This window comes from Snodgrassella alvi wkB2 (assembly GCF_000600005.1).
Classification (GTDB): Bacteria; Pseudomonadota; Gammaproteobacteria; order Burkholderiales; family Neisseriaceae; genus Snodgrassella; species Snodgrassella alvi.
This window is the reverse complement of the sequence record NZ_CP007446.1, coordinates 2,438,518-2,454,006: the sequence shown is the minus strand read 5'-3', so window position 1 is coordinate 2,454,006 and position 15,489 is coordinate 2,438,518. Positions and strand designations below refer to the sequence as shown.

Genomic DNA, 15,489 nt, shown 5'->3' with positions numbered 1-15,489 from the left:
GTGATGGATGCCTATGCTAATAGTTTGTCAAGATTTGTTTATTATATCGCAACAATGCAGGCAGGTGCCTCTCGGATGACGGTGGGTGCAGGTTTATGCTGTTACATCAAAGATAGTTGCTGATTTTTTTACATTTATATCGATTTATACTGTGATGATGGCCGCTGGCTGTTTTGCTCAAATGAGGCCGGATCGGGCAGGTAGTGCTCGTAAAATGCACTTTGAGCAGCGTGCAGTTGTGCCAGTTCGGTGCTGTTGTTGCTGGTGCAGGTATCGTTGAGACAGACAAAACGGATTTCCGGGTGGCGATGCAGATAATGGATAGCGTTATTCAGTTCGGTGATGTTGCTGATGTTACGTACGAAGCCGTCGTTATGTTTTTGGGGTATGAATGCACCGCTGGCCAGTTGCCAGTAGCGATTGAGGTAGATGGTGAGGTCGTTACCGGCGCGGAAGCGGTTTGCGGTGCTGGCAAGTATTTCCGGTTCGAAGTGCTGATAAACCTGTTGCAGGGTACTGCGGGTGTAAGGCTGGGGCAGATGCCAGTGAGCAAACCAGAAATAATGGCGGTAAAGATATTTGAGCAGGAAATTGCTGAATTTTTCACGCAAACTGTAGCTATGGGCAAATAATTGCTGTTTATTCAGTGAGGCCGGCTGATACAGGCGGTTAATCAGGGCAATATTGTTATTCAGTGCATCTACCCAGCTGTTGCGGCCGCGCAGACGGCGAAACAGGCTGCCGCGCTTTAGCCAGCCATGACAGAGAAAGTCTACTGGTAGCCCGTGCTGAAACAGCCGCTCACGCGGGACAGGGCGCAGAATGACGGTGTCGTCGTTAAGATAAACAAATTGTTCACTCAGGCCTTTAAGGTTAACCAGATTCATTTCGATAGCTGAGGAATTGAATACTGGCAGATTCTGCGGGCGGATAAACAGTTGCCGGTGGCTGACAATTTCTATTTTCGGATGACTGGTTTTCAGCCAAGGCGGCTGCTGATCGGCGGTTATCAGGTAAATTTTGTGATACCACGGGCAGTTTTTTTCAATGGAGCGCAGTACATAACGCAGGGTGCCGAAATCCTGATAACGGTTATTACTGGTCGCGTCACTGTGTCCCTGATGTTGTGGCTGATAGTGGTTTTTTGCAGCCAGCCAGTCCGGATCGCTGTTGTCTACCCATGGCAGAACAAAATCAATCGAGGTATTGTCAGTACTGGTGTTCATCGGTTTTTCCGTTTGAGCAGCGCTATCAGTTTCTGGCTGTTACGGGCGCCAAGTGTAGTACGCAGAGTGTTCAGGATTCTGCGTTTGAGCTGGTTGACGCCTTTACTGTCATTAAGCCATGTACCGTCGTAGTGATGAATGCAGACAGTATTAGTAGTACGGTTCAGTTCATGGGTATAGGCATTTTTGGCCATGAAGTAATCACTTGGATAAACGCAGACATAGCCGGGAATTTCCTGCCGCTGATCGTTAAGGATAATTCCGTGCTTTTGGTATATTTGTTTAAATAACTGGTTGATGGTAATAAGCTGCTGCGGGTTGAATTCAAGATTCTGATACTGTTGCCAGATATCCTGCATAAGAATGCTGCCGGCTTCACAACCCATTACGCCGGCCTGAGGGTTACAGGTAAGCTCGCGGGTATAGGGATTCATGCCTTGTTCGAAACCGGTGAAGCAGTGATGGTGCAGGAATGGGTCGAATGAGGCAATCATCTGTACATCGGTATCCAGATAGATGCCGCCATGCTGATAAAGTGCCTGAATACGGCAGACATCGGCTACAAAGGCATATTTACCGGCAGCATAGGCTGAACGGGTGTAAACGTTAGCCTGGTAGTCAAAATTGTGTTCGTTCCACAGCTGAATTTGGTAATCGGGCAGAAACTGGCGCCAGCTGGCAATATATTGTTGGGTGGCGGCAGGCAGTGGCTGAGGTCCGAACCAGCAATAGTGAATCAGTTTGGGTATCATTGGGCAGGCCGGCGATAAATCAGAATTAACAGGATGCCAAAGGGTATGGCGGTGCTCAGACCGGTAATAAAGCCAAGTTTAATCCAATCGATAAAGGTATGTACACTGATGCTGTTTACCGGATGCCAGCCAATAGTGAGGATAATGGCGATGGTAGCAAAAACTGTCAGCCACAGCAGATAGGCACGGGTGCAGGGCAGGGACAGAATGTGTTTGCTGGTGTAATGCACCATTTCACTGCTGCGGTAAAGAAATGATATCAGTGCTGCAAGCAAAATGCCGGCACTGCCCCATATCTGTATAAAGCATACTGAGCAGGTAATGTTCAGAGCAGCTTCGATCAATGCCTGTGGTTTAGTATCTTTGTAGCGACCAGCGGCCATGATCATGGTCATACTCGGAATACGGCTGTTTTCAATAATGCCTACCAGTAAAAACAGTGCAGCCAGCACGGGCTGATGGTAGTTGGCATCGGTCATATTACGGGTATAAAGCTGAATAAAGGGTGCCAGCAACAGGCCGGTGCATGTATAGACCCAGCCCAGAAAGCACATAAAGAGACGATTATAGCGGCAGAAATTCTGACGGGTACGCTGGATATCTGTGGTAAGGCTATGACCGAAAATAGCCTGCATGCCTTGTGACAGTGATTGTAAGGCCATTTTGATGGCGCCGAAAATCAACGCATAAACGGCGTAGATGCTGGCGTCTTTCAGTGACAGGAAAAAAGTAATCAGTACCAGTGGTGAGCTGAATATCAGCAGACCGGTTAGCTGATGGGTAAGGGCATCCCATGTTTGTTGCAGCTTATATGCGTTATGTTTGTCGTAATGCTGGCTCAGATTGTGATAGTGGTGTTTTACATAGTGACGGTACAACAGAAATTTACTCGCCTGTATCAGGGTAGAGATAAACTGAACAGTCAGAATACTATAGCCGTTACGGATCAGCCAGTAGCATACGACGATATTAACGAAGATGCTGCCTGCCTGAATGGCGGAGATGATATAGGTTTTCTGGTCGGCAGTAAGTAAGGCACGGTAGCTGCCGAAAAAGAAAAAATCCAGAATATTCACGGCACCCATTATCAGTACCATGTAAAAGGTAAGGCTGGCACTGATTTCGGTGTGGGTGAGCCAGGCAAACAGGATAGCCAGTATCAGTAATGCGACGGCAAACAGCCCGCCGGAGATGCGGTAAAAGTGATGGGCAGCTGCAAGAATGCGGTTACGCAGCTGGTTATCCTGTGCTGTTAGCGCCTGATAAAGGGCTACGACGGCAGCTGCACCGATACCAGCCTCCAGTAAAGTCAGGTAGGCAATAAACTGTTTGATAGAGGCCAGCATACCGTTGGTTGCTGAACCATAGGTTACAACAATTAACGGCGGCAGGATGAATCCGCCCAGTGCAGTTATCAGTTGCAGCAGCAGATTAGCGGATATGTTTTTCAGGATAACTGCACGGGTACTCATGAATATTTAAGCGGATAGGTGCCGGCTTAATGACATTTACCACTACGCTGCATCCGGCCGTAACGACCGGTAATAGCGTTGATGTCCTGCATAGCTGAGTTGTCTACACCGCTGAATACAACGCGCATTTTGGCAATGCTGGTAGCGGAACTGCCGGATGGCTGGCTGTCACTGTCGCTGCTACCGCCCAATGTGGTGATAAAGGCGTCACTGAATCCCTGCATTTTGGCACGCGCCATCAGGCCTTCTGCATCTTCACGGCGGTTAAATACGCCAAGGCTGACTTTACCCTGATTAACACCGTAGTCAAATCCCTGTTCCTGCAGACGGGCACGTATACTGCTGTCATTACCGGAAGAGAGGGCAACCATGTAGCGGGTAGGAGCAGCTGTCTGACGGGTTTTGGCCGGAGCGCTGACCTGTTCTATAAAGCGGCTGGTGGTAAACGGCCAGTGAGTAAGCAGGCCTTTGATACGATGAAAATCGTCTTCCGGCAGGGTAACAGTGGCAGTACAGGTATTGGTCGGAGCAGCAGCCTGTTTGTCAGTGTTGTCGGAAGCAGTAGTAGTAGCGGCAGTAGTTGTTTTGGGCGCAGCAGTAGTTTCTGTTTTGCTGGCAGCTTTAGCTGCTGTTGTATTGCTGCCGGCAACAGTTTCAGTTTCTGTTGCCTGTCGTACACTGATGTCCGGACTGGCGGGTGCAACAGCTTCTGTTTCAGGGCTGGCCGCACTGGCTGCAGCAGGTGCACCAGAATTACTATGTACCAGTTTCCCTGCTATCATGCTGCCAAAAACAATGATATTGAGTGCTACTAAAATTGCAAACAGCCATTTCATGCGTATTCAACCCAGTTTAGTAAACCGTAAATCACTAAATTATCCACAATTTCAATGCGGTTGTCTAAGACAAATGTATTAGGAAGTGCCTGAGCCACTTTATTGGCACCCCCACCGGTAATAATAATGTCGACAGGTTTGCCGGCACCGATTTTCTGTTGCAGGCGCGCATGCATCAGCACAATAGCTCCGCAGACTGCGTCCATAATGCCGCTGGCCATGGCATTCGGGGTGGTGGTGGCAAAAGCGTATGGTTTACCCAGCGGCCGGTTAAGATTGGCGGTGCGTCGCGATAATGCCTCTTTCATTAAATAAAAACCCGGCAGGATACTGCCACCAAGATAATGGTTGGTGTCGGTAAGGGCATCTACTGTGACGGCTGTACCACAACTGACTACGACACAGGCCTGACGGCTGTAGCGCCGGCTGCCGATGAGATTAAACCAGCGGTCGGCACCATGTTCGGCCGGATTGCGGTAATGATTACAGATACCAAGTGCTTCCGGCATAGACGGCAGCCACTGCACTGGCAGTGGCAGAATACCGGCGATTTGCTGCTGTCGGGCTTCTCCGCAGACAGCACAGCCGATAATGCGCTGTACGCCGGCTCCTTGTCTGACCCAGTCCTGTATCAGGGGCTTCAGGTCGTAGTAGGCTGCTTTGCCATAAGCCTGTATGCAGCCGTTTTCTACCCATGCCCATTTGAGTTTGCTGTTGCCGGCATCCAGTAACAGGTAACGTTTTCTGTTATTGGCTTGTACCCGATTCTGTGCAGTCCCCGGGCGCAGGCTGATTTCACCGGTGACGAAGCTGCGTTCTCCGACGGCAGTTTGCAGCAATAAAGCCCCCGATGCTGCAATCCCGTTAACGGTACCTTCGGCAATGGTCTTGCCGTTGGCTAAGAGATGGACTATTTGTCTCTGATCCCGATGCAGCTGGTTGTAATCATTAAGAAACGGATCTAGCCCGGTCTGGTCAAACAGAGGCAGATATTTTGCCAGTTTGGCCAGAATACCCTGAAAAATCTGTGTTACCTGTGCATGTGGCAGAAGAGGCAGAATAGCTGCGGCTGTGCCTACCTGATCAGGCAGACTGAAATTGATACCGATACCGATAACAGCAGTAGTCTGATTCTGTTGCGCTATGGTTTCAATCAGGATGCCGCCAAGTTTGTTTTTATCCAGCATCAGATCATTCGGCCATTTAATTTGTGCCGCTACACCGAGCCCGCGTAAAGTTTGTGCGACAGCCAGCGCTACTACCAGCGCCAGACCGCCAAGTTCTGCCTGAGGCCGCTTAAATGACCAGCTCAGGCTGAACATAAGGCAGTCGCCGATGCGGTTTTGCCATGATTTGCCCTGACGTCCGCGCCCGGCAGTCTGCTCATAAGCCAGACAGATTTGCGGCGCTGTATTTACCGGTGCATAGCGCAATTGCTCCAGCAGGACGCTGTTGGTCGATGTGGTCTGCTCCAGCAGCTGCGGATTAAACCCGTACTGACGGGCACTGGTATTGAAGATGTGTTCCGGTATTAATGCCAGAGTTTTAGTTAGCTGCCAGACACCATTACGCTGACGCAGCAGATTCTGGATATGGGCAGGCATATCCTGCCATGCTGCATTGAGCTGCGGTATTTTTTTATTCAGAATGCCTGCCAGTGTCTGGACTTCATGTGCCAGACCATCGGCAAGCAAGGCCAGTAACGGCCAAAACGGTGTGTTCATAAAATGGCATCACCAAGGGTGTCATTGGTTACAACAGGTTAAATTCAATTTGCTGTGTCTGACGGCTGCGCCGGATGCAGACAGGCTGTTAAAACGGCCGTGCAGTCACAACCGTTGTGAATATTATCGCATGGTTCGGTAAATGTATTTGGCTGTGCAGGTTTATTCGACCACAATTTTGGGGAAACGCCGGCTATAGTCTTTACCCTGATCTGCCAGTGCCTGCACCAGCTGCCATGCAGCCTGTTCATACAAGCCGGCTATTTGCGGCTGCTGCTCTGCCAGTATGCCGGCGGTACCGTTATCCATGGCCTCACGTACAGCCATTGTTAACGGTAGCTGACCCAGCAGGGGAACACCGAGTTTATCAGCAAGCTGTTTACCGCCATTCTGTCCGAAAATAGATTCGGTATGGCCGCAGTTAGAGCAGATATGCACCGACATGTTTTCAAGTACGCCGAAAATGGGAATATTGACTTTCTGGAACATATTGACTGCTTTGCGCGCATCAATCAGTGCTATATCCTGCGGTGTGGTCACTACAACCGCACCGGTAACCGGAATTTTCTGTGCCAGTGTCAGCTGGATATCGCCTGTACCGGGGGGTAAGTCGATAATCAGATAATCGACATCATCCCACTGGCTCTGAAACAGAAGCTGCTGTAAAGCCTGACTAACCATCGGGCCGCGCCAGATAACTGCCTGATCAGTATCAACCAGAAAACCAACGGACATCACTTGAATTTCACCGGCAGCCATGACTGGAATCAGTTTATCTTGATGCTGACGCGGTTCAAGGCCGGCGACACCGAGCATGGTAGGCTGGCTGGGGCCGTAAATATCAGCATCAAGGACGCCGACACGGGCACCCATGCGGCTCAGGGCAATTGCCAGATTAGCACTGGTAGTCGATTTGCCCACACCGCCTTTACCTGAGGCAACCGCAATAATATTTTTGACGCCGGCAATGGTTTGCACACCGGGCTGTACTTTATGTTTACCTATCGCCAGTTGTACCTGAACAAATAATGGTGTGTCACCGAATTCAGTGGTAATGGCCTGATCAATACGCTGTTGCAGTTCGTCAATCAGATGGGCAACCGGATAGGGAAAAGTAAGATCCAGATGAATGCCGTCACTGGTGACGGTAACATTACTCAGGGCTTTTTCACTGCCCAGTGTACGGTTACTGTCCGGAATAGATATTGTGTTAAGTAAGGCGGTAATGGATTGTGTGTTCATGCAAATTAAGTCCGCAACTGTATTTCCGGCGCATATTTTACCCTATTTGGTCTGCAGCCAGTATTTGCTTAAGACGGTAGTGAATAATCAGGTTGGTGGCTGGGTGTTTTCAGATTCAGCAGAGCTGCCGGAGTCAGCTTTGCTGTGCTGCTGCCGGCTGCGGATCCAGAGTAAACGCAGACACAGAGGGGCAGGATAAAGTAACAGTATGGAAACGATGAGGTAATGCAGATTATGCCAGTCTATAACCAGCTGTCCGTGTGCAAGTGACCATAATGCCCATGACCATTGCCACCATGCAGGTAAACTAAACGCCAGTACAATCAGCAGCGCAGCTGTTCTGAGCAATGTCAGCGGCCATATCTGCTGTTGTTGTACTGCGCGGTTTAACTGTAGCAGTGTACGAAAAGCCAGGCTGAGAATGAATACCATACCGCCGTTGGCGATTACCTGTAACCAGCTAAAGGCAATGTCTGGTGATACCGGTAAACTATTGCGTGGTACTGGTGTCTGTTCCATTGAAATACTGGCAACAATATTCAGTATGAAACTGTAAATCAGATCCAGCCATAACAGTAATAGTGGCCAGGTGCGTTTCAAACGTTGAAACATGTTGTTTCGCTATCGAAATCAATAATACGACAGTGTACCCACTGCTACAGGCGACTGTAAATGGCTGGTAGCCGGATTATTTCGCTTATAAATGCTGAAACTGCTGTATAAAAAATAATTAATGATTGCAAAGTCGGGCAAATGTTGCCAGCAGAATAATGAAACGCTGGTGTGCTGCACTGCGGACTATCCAGTATTCATTTTCAGGTAATCAACAATTTTGTGTTTATTTATGGTTTGGTTTACCAGCCAGAAATAATGACCAGTCAGGCATAAGCAAACTGAAAATCATATCAGGCAAATATGTTTCAAATTCAGCCTGAATAAAACAATTTTATTGTTATTTAATTTATTATGCTTTTAGTTTGTATATTTTTTATCTGGTTTTAATTAGTGTATTTTCTTTAGTTAAAAAAATAGCTATTTGAAAAATAATGATTTTTATTCTTATTTTATATGCTATAAGAGTAAAAATTAATTGAATTTAAATACGGGTAATTTAATCTAGTTGAATAATTGTAAAGATTATCAAACGGCATTATTTACTTTTTTGAGTTAGAATAAACACTCAAATTTATCTTATTCTTAATTTTTGACTGAATTTTTTATTTGTTTTCTGACCTTTAATAAGGTCTTTTTTATTTTATGCTTTTGAGAATAAACACAATGACAAGACGTTTGCCAGTTGTGATGAAAATAAGTGCGGTCTTAATCAGTACGACGATAGTTATTTCTCCTGTATATGCTTCCGGATATCATTTGGGCTTACAGTCGGTAACAGCTGTTGGAACCGGGAATGCTGCCGCTGCTGAAGCGGCCGATGCGGCAACAATTGTCAATAATCCTGCCGGACTGGTACATCTGGATGGCACCCAGCTAGAGACTAATCTGTTTGTGATTAAGCCCGATATTAAATACAGTAATGCGCGAGGTGTATTTTCAGATGGTTCCGCAGTACAGGGACCTGAGCATGGCAATATTGCCAATACTGCGCAACTGGTGCCGCAGCTGTATTTTTCCCATCGCCTGAACGACAGATGGGGTATGGGACTTGGGGTATATATTCCGTATGCGGCCAGAACCAATGACAGTTCTGATTCAGTATTGCGCTATAACGTAAATAAAACCAACGTAAAGGCATTGAATATTAATCCGGCTGTTGCCTATAAAATTAATGACAGACATTCACTGGGTGTGGGGCTGATTGCGCAATACCTGCATGCAGAAGTACAGAAATATGCGGATTTTACGCCGGTAGGCAGTGCACAGTCGGGAATACCGCAATCTGTATTACATCAAAAAGCTCCGGGCGCATTTGATGCACGCGCAACAGTCAAGGGTAATGACTGGGGCTATGGTTTTAATGCCGGCTGGTTATGGGACATTAATGATGATGTCCGGGTAGGTGTGAGCTATCGTTCGAAGATTAATCAGCATTTGCACGGTACTGCGCGCTGGAAACCTATGGGCAAATTTGCAGAAAACTATGCTCCGCTGTTTGAGCAGTTTGGCTTTAAGGCTCTGGAAGGTGCACAGGTACAGATTACTACGCCGGAAGTAGTATCTGTACACGGTATGTGGAAGGTCAATCCGCAGTGGAATGTTTTCAGCAATGTGAGCTGGACGCGTTCTTCACGTCTGCATGCTCTGGATATTAAATTTGAGAATGATAAGGCAATTGATCCGGTACATGGTGCTACTTCGAATACCACTCATATTGCCACAAACTGGCGTGATACTTATGCGGTTGGCGTGGGTGCTTCCTATCAGCAGAATCCGCATTTGCAGTGGCGTTTCGGCGTGAATTATGACCAGTCGCCAGTACGCAGTGCTTCTTCGCGTCTGTCTACTATTCCTGATGGTAACCGCTGGCTGTTTGGTGCCGGATTTAAGTATGATGTGGATAAAAAGAATACGGTAGCGGTATCGTATGCTTATCTGCATATTCAGCATACACATATGAATCAGCAGGATGAAGGAACACATGTATCAAGCAATGTGCGCGGTGAAGCCGATTATCGTTCGAATGCGCATATTGCCGGTGTTTCGTATACTTACCGATTCTGAAATCTGTCCGGATGGCTGCTTGATGTCATCATTTGATTATTGTTTTTTTAAGCCATTGAGATTAATAAACTTTAACTAGAATATTGACATAAATTACAGATACTTTTCTTTGTTGTGTACTAATCTGTCGTATGATGGTTCAGCTGTTCCATTTTGGATAAAGCATTGTTAAACAAGGAGATGTATTATGAAGCATCAAGAAGGTTTACAAGATCCAAGAACCAAGTACTACCATCAGGATTTTTCTAAACAGCATCAGCCTGCACCGGGCTTGCAGAGCAGAATGGATCCGGTGCCGGATTGCGGTGAAAGAAGCTATGAAGGTCATGGTCGTTTGCACGGCCGTAAAATTCTGGTAACTGGTGCCGATTCAGGTATTGGTCGTGCTGCTGCTATCGCTTATGCACGCGAAGGTGCCGATCTGGCCATTAATTATTTGCCAGCTGAAGAAGAGGATGCCAAACAGGTTGCTGCTCTGGCACAGGAAGCCGGCCGTAAGGTGGTGTGCATACCCGGTGATTTGAGTGACGAGCATTTTTGCAAACAGCTGGTTGAAAAAGCTCATACTGAGCTGGGCGGCCTTGATGGTTTGACTTTAGTGGCTGGTAAACAGACTGCGGTAGAGCGTTTCTGTGATATCAGCACCGAACAGTTGAAAAAGACTTTTGAAGTGAATATTTTTTCCCTGTTCTGGGTAATTCAGACTGCTATGCCGCACTTGCCTGCTGGTGCCACTATTGTGACGACCAGCTCTGTACAGGCATATCAGCCTAGCCCGAATCTGGTCGACTATGCCACTACTAAAGCCGGAATTGTGGCTTTTACTCAGGCGTTGGCTAAACAGGTTGCCGCCAAAGGTATCCGGGTTAATTCTGTGGCTCCCGGCCCAATCTGGACTGCACTGGAAATTACCGGTGGTCAGCCTCCTGAAGCTATTCCGAAATTCGGTCAGAGTGAATCAGTACTTGGTCGTGCCGGACAGCCTGCCGAACTAGCATCTACCTATGTTTTCTTAATGTCTGAAGAATCCAGCTATGTGACAGCACAGGTATACGGAGTAACTGGTGGTATTGTGCTGTAAGCCAGTACTTTAAACCGTAATCTGTATTAATCCGTACCGAAATTTTTTTCCGCTCTGATTGTTTATCAGCCGGAGAGCTTAAATTCCGGTACGGATTTTTGTTAATTACAGACGGATTTTCTGCTTTCTTCTGACCAGCCAGTACTTATTTGACAGACTATAGTCATCATTTTCAAAAGTCATCCGGTATGATTCTTGTATTCTGGTCAGGAGTATTACCCTGTATCTGTAAATAACTACTAATTGACTGTATTAGCCTTGTATTAAACAAATTGCTTCAATATTGAAGTTCCGGACATTGCCTATCTTTCAGGTAAACTATTTTATTTTCATAAATTTTGATACTAAGCAGTATTTATTTTATTGGTATATTCTGCTCCGATAATAAATGCGAATAGTTATGTTTTACATGGATAACTAACTGATAAAATTATGGGTATGTAGCTGTAAAAATAAAAATAAATAGTGAAAATAAGTTAAATTTTATAAATATTTTATAAATTAAATGGCTATTTCAGGTTGTTTACAACAGCTTAATAGATGGTGATAACTATTATTGTTATAAAGCTATGTTTTTATTTAATATTTTGTTAAATTGAGAATATTTTATCAAATTATTATGAAAATTAGTTTTATTTAGATTAAAAATAGTTATTTAATTTAATGTTATGATAACCCTGAATGGTTGTATTGATGATTATGCAGAATTTATTGCTTTGTTAATACAACTATTTAGAGGGGAGTCGGGTTGCGGGCTAGTGATAGTCTGCAACCCAAGACAGAAAAGATATTATTTTAGAATATTTTTCCCCGTATAAATGACTGCGCGATGTCAGTGCATCGCCTAATCTGCTGATGATACCGGCAACGATAAATTAATAAATAAAATTCTATGAATGACGTTCAGGCTATGACGGCAAATGAGTCAGGGCGGTTTGTTGACGACTGTTTAGTGATTGAGCATGCCTGTCTGGACGAATTAGCAGAAGAGTTTTGAGTAAAAAGGAAACAGACATGGAAGGCAAAAAAGTTGTACTGGATTGTTTAAACCGGTTACTGGCAGGAGAGCTGGCCGCACGTGACCAGTATTTTGCGCATTCACGCATGTATGAAGATATGGGCTATATGAAGCTTTTTCAGCGTATAGACCATGAGATGCAGGAAGAAACCGATCATGCTCACCAGTTTATTCACCGTATTCTGATGCTCAATGGCAAACCGGAAATGGTACCGGATGCAATTAATGTCGGTACTGATGTGATTAGTATGCTTGAAAATGATCTGGCAACAGAGCTTTGTGTACGCCAGAATCTGAAAGATGCAATTAAGCTGTGTGAGCAGGAACAGGACTACGTCACCCGGCAGTTTCTGGTGACACAGCTGAAAGATACTGAAGAAGACCATGCCCACTGGCTGGAGCAACAGTTACGCCAGATTGAAATAATGGGTTTGCCGAATTATCTGCAAAGCCAGCTGTAAGGAGAAAGATATGCAGGGTGATCGTCTGGCCTTACAGGCATTGAATAAAAATCTGGGTCTGCTGCTGGTATCTATCAATCAGTATTTTTTACATGCACGGATATTACGTAACTGGGGTTTTGCCGAACTGGGTGAGGCATTATACAAACATTCGATTCGCGATATGAAAAGTGCGGATGCACTGATTGAACGTATTCTGCTGCTGGAAGGACTGCCAAATTTACAGGAATACGGCAAAATTCTGGTTGGCGAAAATATCATTGAAATTCTGCAATGTGACCAGCAGGCAGAACAGGCAAAACATGTGGCACTGGCTGATGCCATTGCAGTATGTGAAAGCCAGCTGGATTTTGTCTCCCGTGATTTGCTTGAACAGCAAAAAGCAGTAAATGAAGAATATCTGGACTGGCTGGGAACACAGCTAGACCTGATTGAAGAAGTTGGTCTGGCTAATTATGCCCAGACCGCAGCGCAGGCAGACTGATACTTGCCTGAATGAAAAAACAACACGTTTGCGAACGTGTTGTTTTTTCAGCCGGAGAAATGATTAATTTCTATGCAGCAGCTTCACTGGCAACAGATTGGTTATCCATCTGTTTAAACCATGCCAGTTGCTCCCGTAACTGTACTACTTCACCGATAACCATCAGAGCTGGTGTATCAGCCTGTTGAGCCAGATCGGCCAGCTGATGCAGTCTGCCGGTTAAGACACTCTGGCTGGACATTGTACCATGAGAGATAATCGCAACCGGTGTATCGGCAGCACGTCCGTGGTTAATGAGTTGTCTGCTGATTTCAGCCGCTTTCAGCGTACCCATGTAAATGACCAGTGTCTGCCGGTTACGGGCGAGTGTCTGCCAGCCATAAGGCTGGTCGGCCAGCTGCTGATGGCCGGTAATAAATAATACACTCTGAGCATAATCACGATGGGTTAGCGGAATACCGGCATAGGCAGTTGCTCCCAGACCGGCACTGATACCCGGAATAATCCGAAACGGAATCTCAGCAGCCTGCAATATGGCACATTCTTCTCCGCCACGACCGAATATAAACGGATCACCGCCTTTCAGACGCACAACGCGTTTTCCCTGCTGCGCCCACTGTACCAGTAATTCATTGGTTTGCTGTTGCTGTACCTGATGGTGTCCGCAACGTTTGCCTACACTGATTTTTAATGCATCACGCCTGACCAGATCCAGTACTTCTGCTGAAACCAGTGCATCATATAACACCACATCTGCTGTCTGTATCGCCTGTAAAGCATGCAGGGTCAGCAGACCGGCATCGCCCGGGCCGGCTCCGACCAGAGTAACTTCGCCCTGTGGCAAAGGCTGATGCTGTGTCAGTTGTTGTTGCAGCAGTGTTTCTGCTGCTGATTCATTGCCACGGGCAATATACTGGTTAAAACGGCTGTGTTCAAACAGATATTCCCAGAAACGCCTGCGTTCGCTCATGTTGTGCAGTGTGGCTTTGACTCGTTTACGCCAGCGTCCGGCTATCGCCGCTGCCCGTCCGATAGAAAAGGGCAGTAATAATTCAATTTGCTGACGAATCAGCCGTGCCAGCACAGGTGCATGACCGCCGCTGCTTACCGCTACCTGTATCGGATTGCGGTCAATCAGTGCCGGGACAATAAATGAGCAGCAATCAGGCTGGTCTACGCAGTTGCAGAAAGTGGCTGCTGCTTCGGCTGCCTGAAAAATACGCCGGTTAAGCGCATGATCGCTGGTTGCGGCAATCACCAGAAAAATACCGCTTAATAAATCAGGGCTGAATTCGGTACTTATATGTTCAGCCTGTTGCCGGTCAAACCATTCTTTAAATCTGGCTGTAGTCTGCTGTGCGACGACCAGCAGATGCGCACCTGCCTCTAATAAAGCACCGGCTTTGCGTTCGGCTACGTGGCCGCCACCCACCAGTAATACCTTACGCTGGTGTAGTTGGGTAAAAATCGGGTAGTGATTCATGCTGACTTGTCGTTGTTGTTTATACGCTATCTTATAAGCGCCGGTGCCCGGATGAAAAAGAAGCATTTTTTCTAACCAAAGCGTTGGCAGTTATATCTGTAACAGCAGCATCAGTGACCGGAAGTTTGGTTATAAAGAAAGAAATTTTTATTCTTTCCTCCATGCCGGCTGCACTTGTTACTATTTGTGCTATTCAGACAGTAATCCGGTTAAACAATTACTGTCATTAATAATTTGTGCATTCAGGATAATGATAACCATGTTGCGTCCCCGTTTGTGGACTCCTCCGCATGATGCGGCTGCCACCGGCCGCCTGCCGGCTCTGACGACCGAGCTGACAACACGCTTGCAGCAGATTGCACAGCAGCATCACCATGTTAAATTTGCTTCCAGTCTGGCGGTTGAAGACATGGTCATTACTGATGTGATTGCCCGCGAACAGCTGCCTATTGAAGTATTTACGCTTAATACTGGTGCATTGAACAGTGAAACACTGAGCTTGCTCGGGGCAGTGCGTCAGCACTGGGGTATTCATATTGCGGAATACCGGCCAGATGAACACGCTGTTAATGCATATATCGCCACTCACGGCAAACTGGCTTTTTATGACAGTGTTGCACTGAGGCGTGAGTGCTGTCATATCCGCAAAATCGAACCGCTTGGTCGTGCTCTGAGTCAGGCTGATGCCTGGATAACCGGACAAAGGCGTGAGCAGTCGGCAACACGTACGGCTCTGGCTCTGGCAGAGCAGGATCAGGTGCACGGCATGGCTAAATATAATCCTCTGGCTGAATGGCTGGAAACTGAAATATGGGCATATGCCCGGCAGCAGCAGTTACCGGTTAATGCCCTTTATCAGCAAGGTTATCCCAGTATCGGCTGTGAGCCCTGTACCCGCCCAGTAAAAGCAGGTGAAGACATTCGTGCCGGACGCTGGTGGTGGGAAAGTCAGGACAGTAAAGAATGTGGTTTACATAAATAAGCTGAAATCAACTCAGGGTTGCAGACAGAATGGTCTGTGCCCGTAACGG

13 protein-coding genes are annotated in these 15,489 nt (G+C 46.7%); 5 read left to right on the top strand and 8 right to left on the bottom strand.

Features of this window, described 5'->3' with window-relative positions:
• Window positions 1–134 precede the first annotated feature (134 nt).
• The 7 genes from SALWKB2_RS11205 to SALWKB2_RS11175 all read right to left on the bottom strand — a co-directional run bounded on the left by SALWKB2_RS11205 (window position 135) and on the right by SALWKB2_RS11175 (window position 7,864).
• Window positions 135–1,226 (bottom strand): stealth family protein, encoded by a 1,092-nt coding sequence (locus tag SALWKB2_RS11205; protein WP_025331767.1) that lies wholly within the window; start codon window positions 1,224–1,226, stop codon window positions 135–137.
• On the bottom strand, window positions 1,223–1,978 hold the full coding sequence (locus SALWKB2_RS11200; protein ID WP_025331766.1) for a glycosyltransferase family 32 protein: 756 nt from the start codon (window positions 1,976–1,978) through the stop codon (window positions 1,223–1,225). The genes SALWKB2_RS11205 and SALWKB2_RS11200 overlap by 4 nt, the downstream gene beginning before the upstream one ends.
• Window positions 1,975–3,450: a lipopolysaccharide biosynthesis protein gene (locus SALWKB2_RS11195; protein ID WP_025331765.1), complete on the bottom strand. Its 1,476-nt coding sequence runs from the start codon at window positions 3,448–3,450 to the stop codon at window positions 1,975–1,977. The genes SALWKB2_RS11200 and SALWKB2_RS11195 overlap by 4 nt, the downstream gene beginning before the upstream one ends.
• Before the next feature lie 26 nt (window positions 3,451–3,476).
• Window positions 3,477–4,286 carry an SPOR domain-containing protein gene (locus SALWKB2_RS11190; protein ID WP_025331764.1) on the bottom strand — a complete coding sequence of 270 codons (810 nt, stop codon included), beginning with the start codon at window positions 4,284–4,286 and terminating at the stop codon, window positions 3,477–3,479.
• On the bottom strand, window positions 4,283–6,010 hold the full coding sequence (locus SALWKB2_RS11185) for a biotin--[acetyl-CoA-carboxylase] ligase (protein WP_025331763.1): 1,728 nt from the start codon (window positions 6,008–6,010) through the stop codon (window positions 4,283–4,285). The genes SALWKB2_RS11190 and SALWKB2_RS11185 overlap by 4 nt, the downstream gene beginning before the upstream one ends.
• Before the next feature lie 162 nt (window positions 6,011–6,172).
• Window positions 6,173–7,252, bottom strand: a complete 1,080-nt coding sequence (gene apbC, locus SALWKB2_RS11180; protein ID WP_025331762.1) for an iron-sulfur cluster carrier protein ApbC — start codon at window positions 7,250–7,252, stop codon at window positions 6,173–6,175.
• 87 nt (window positions 7,253–7,339) lie between these two features.
• A complete protein-coding gene (locus SALWKB2_RS11175) occupies window positions 7,340–7,864 on the bottom strand; it encodes a hypothetical protein (protein ID WP_025331761.1) in 525 nt (174 codons plus the stop codon).
• A 666-nt stretch (window positions 7,865–8,530) separates the two neighbouring features.
• Here SALWKB2_RS11175 and SALWKB2_RS11170 point away from each other — a divergent pair.
• The 4 genes from SALWKB2_RS11170 (at window position 8,531) to bfr (SALWKB2_RS11155) (ending at window position 12,975) form a co-directional block, all read left to right on the top strand.
• Window positions 8,531–9,931 (top strand): OmpP1/FadL family transporter, encoded by a 1,401-nt coding sequence (locus SALWKB2_RS11170; protein WP_157785038.1) that lies wholly within the window; start codon window positions 8,531–8,533, stop codon window positions 9,929–9,931.
• Between the two features lie 187 nt (window positions 9,932–10,118).
• Window positions 10,119–11,012: an SDR family oxidoreductase gene (locus SALWKB2_RS11165; protein ID WP_025331759.1), complete on the top strand. Its 894-nt coding sequence runs from the start codon at window positions 10,119–10,121 to the stop codon at window positions 11,010–11,012.
• Window positions 11,013–12,026: 1,014 nt separating this feature from the next.
• On the top strand, window positions 12,027–12,491 hold the full coding sequence (bfr, locus tag SALWKB2_RS11160) for a bacterioferritin (RefSeq protein ID WP_025331758.1): 465 nt from the start codon (window positions 12,027–12,029) through the stop codon (window positions 12,489–12,491).
• 10 nt (window positions 12,492–12,501) lie between these two features.
• Window positions 12,502–12,975 carry a bacterioferritin gene (gene bfr / locus SALWKB2_RS11155; RefSeq protein WP_025331757.1) on the top strand — a complete coding sequence of 158 codons (474 nt, stop codon included), beginning with the start codon at window positions 12,502–12,504 and terminating at the stop codon, window positions 12,973–12,975.
• A gap of 70 nt (window positions 12,976–13,045) precedes the next feature.
• Here the strand turns inward: bfr (SALWKB2_RS11155) and cysG are convergent, their stop codons facing one another.
• Window positions 13,046–14,458: a siroheme synthase CysG gene (cysG, locus tag SALWKB2_RS11150; protein WP_025331756.1), complete on the bottom strand. Its 1,413-nt coding sequence runs from the start codon at window positions 14,456–14,458 to the stop codon at window positions 13,046–13,048.
• Between the two features lie 253 nt (window positions 14,459–14,711).
• Here cysG and SALWKB2_RS11145 point away from each other — a divergent pair, with 253 nt between their 5' ends.
• On the top strand, window positions 14,712–15,440 hold the full coding sequence (locus tag SALWKB2_RS11145; RefSeq protein WP_025331755.1) for a phosphoadenylyl-sulfate reductase: 729 nt from the start codon (window positions 14,712–14,714) through the stop codon (window positions 15,438–15,440).
• The last annotated feature ends 49 nt before the right edge of the window (window positions 15,441–15,489 follow it).

What these genes read in the sequence shown, in the direction of transcription:
- SALWKB2_RS11205 (WP_025331767.1), bottom strand. Translation starts at nt 1,226, where the DNA reads ATGAACACCAGTACTGACAATACCTCGATTGATTTTGTTCTGCCATGG.
- SALWKB2_RS11200 (WP_025331766.1), bottom strand. Translation starts at nt 1,978, where the DNA reads ATGATACCCAAACTGATTCACTATTGCTGGTTCGGACCTCAGCCACTG.
- SALWKB2_RS11195 (WP_025331765.1), bottom strand. Translation starts at nt 3,450, where the DNA reads ATGAGTACCCGTGCAGTTATCCTGAAAAACATATCCGCTAATCTGCTG.
- SALWKB2_RS11190 (WP_025331764.1), bottom strand. Translation starts at nt 4,286, where the DNA reads ATGAAATGGCTGTTTGCAATTTTAGTAGCACTCAATATCATTGTTTTT.
- SALWKB2_RS11185 (WP_025331763.1), bottom strand. Translation starts at nt 6,010, where the DNA reads ATGAACACACCGTTTTGGCCGTTACTGGCCTTGCTTGCCGATGGTCTG.
- apbC (WP_025331762.1), bottom strand. Translation starts at nt 7,252, where the DNA reads ATGAACACACAATCCATTACCGCCTTACTTAACACAATATCTATTCCG.
- SALWKB2_RS11175 (WP_025331761.1), bottom strand. Translation starts at nt 7,864, where the DNA reads ATGTTTCAACGTTTGAAACGCACCTGGCCACTATTACTGTTATGGCTG.
- SALWKB2_RS11170 (WP_157785038.1), top strand. Translation starts at nt 8,531, where the DNA reads ATGACAAGACGTTTGCCAGTTGTGATGAAAATAAGTGCGGTCTTAATC.
- SALWKB2_RS11165 (WP_025331759.1), top strand. Translation starts at nt 10,119, where the DNA reads ATGAAGCATCAAGAAGGTTTACAAGATCCAAGAACCAAGTACTACCAT.
- bfr (WP_025331758.1), top strand. Translation starts at nt 12,027, where the DNA reads ATGGAAGGCAAAAAAGTTGTACTGGATTGTTTAAACCGGTTACTGGCA.
- bfr (WP_025331757.1), top strand. Translation starts at nt 12,502, where the DNA reads ATGCAGGGTGATCGTCTGGCCTTACAGGCATTGAATAAAAATCTGGGT.
- cysG (WP_025331756.1), bottom strand. Translation starts at nt 14,458, where the DNA reads ATGAATCACTACCCGATTTTTACCCAACTACACCAGCGTAAGGTATTA.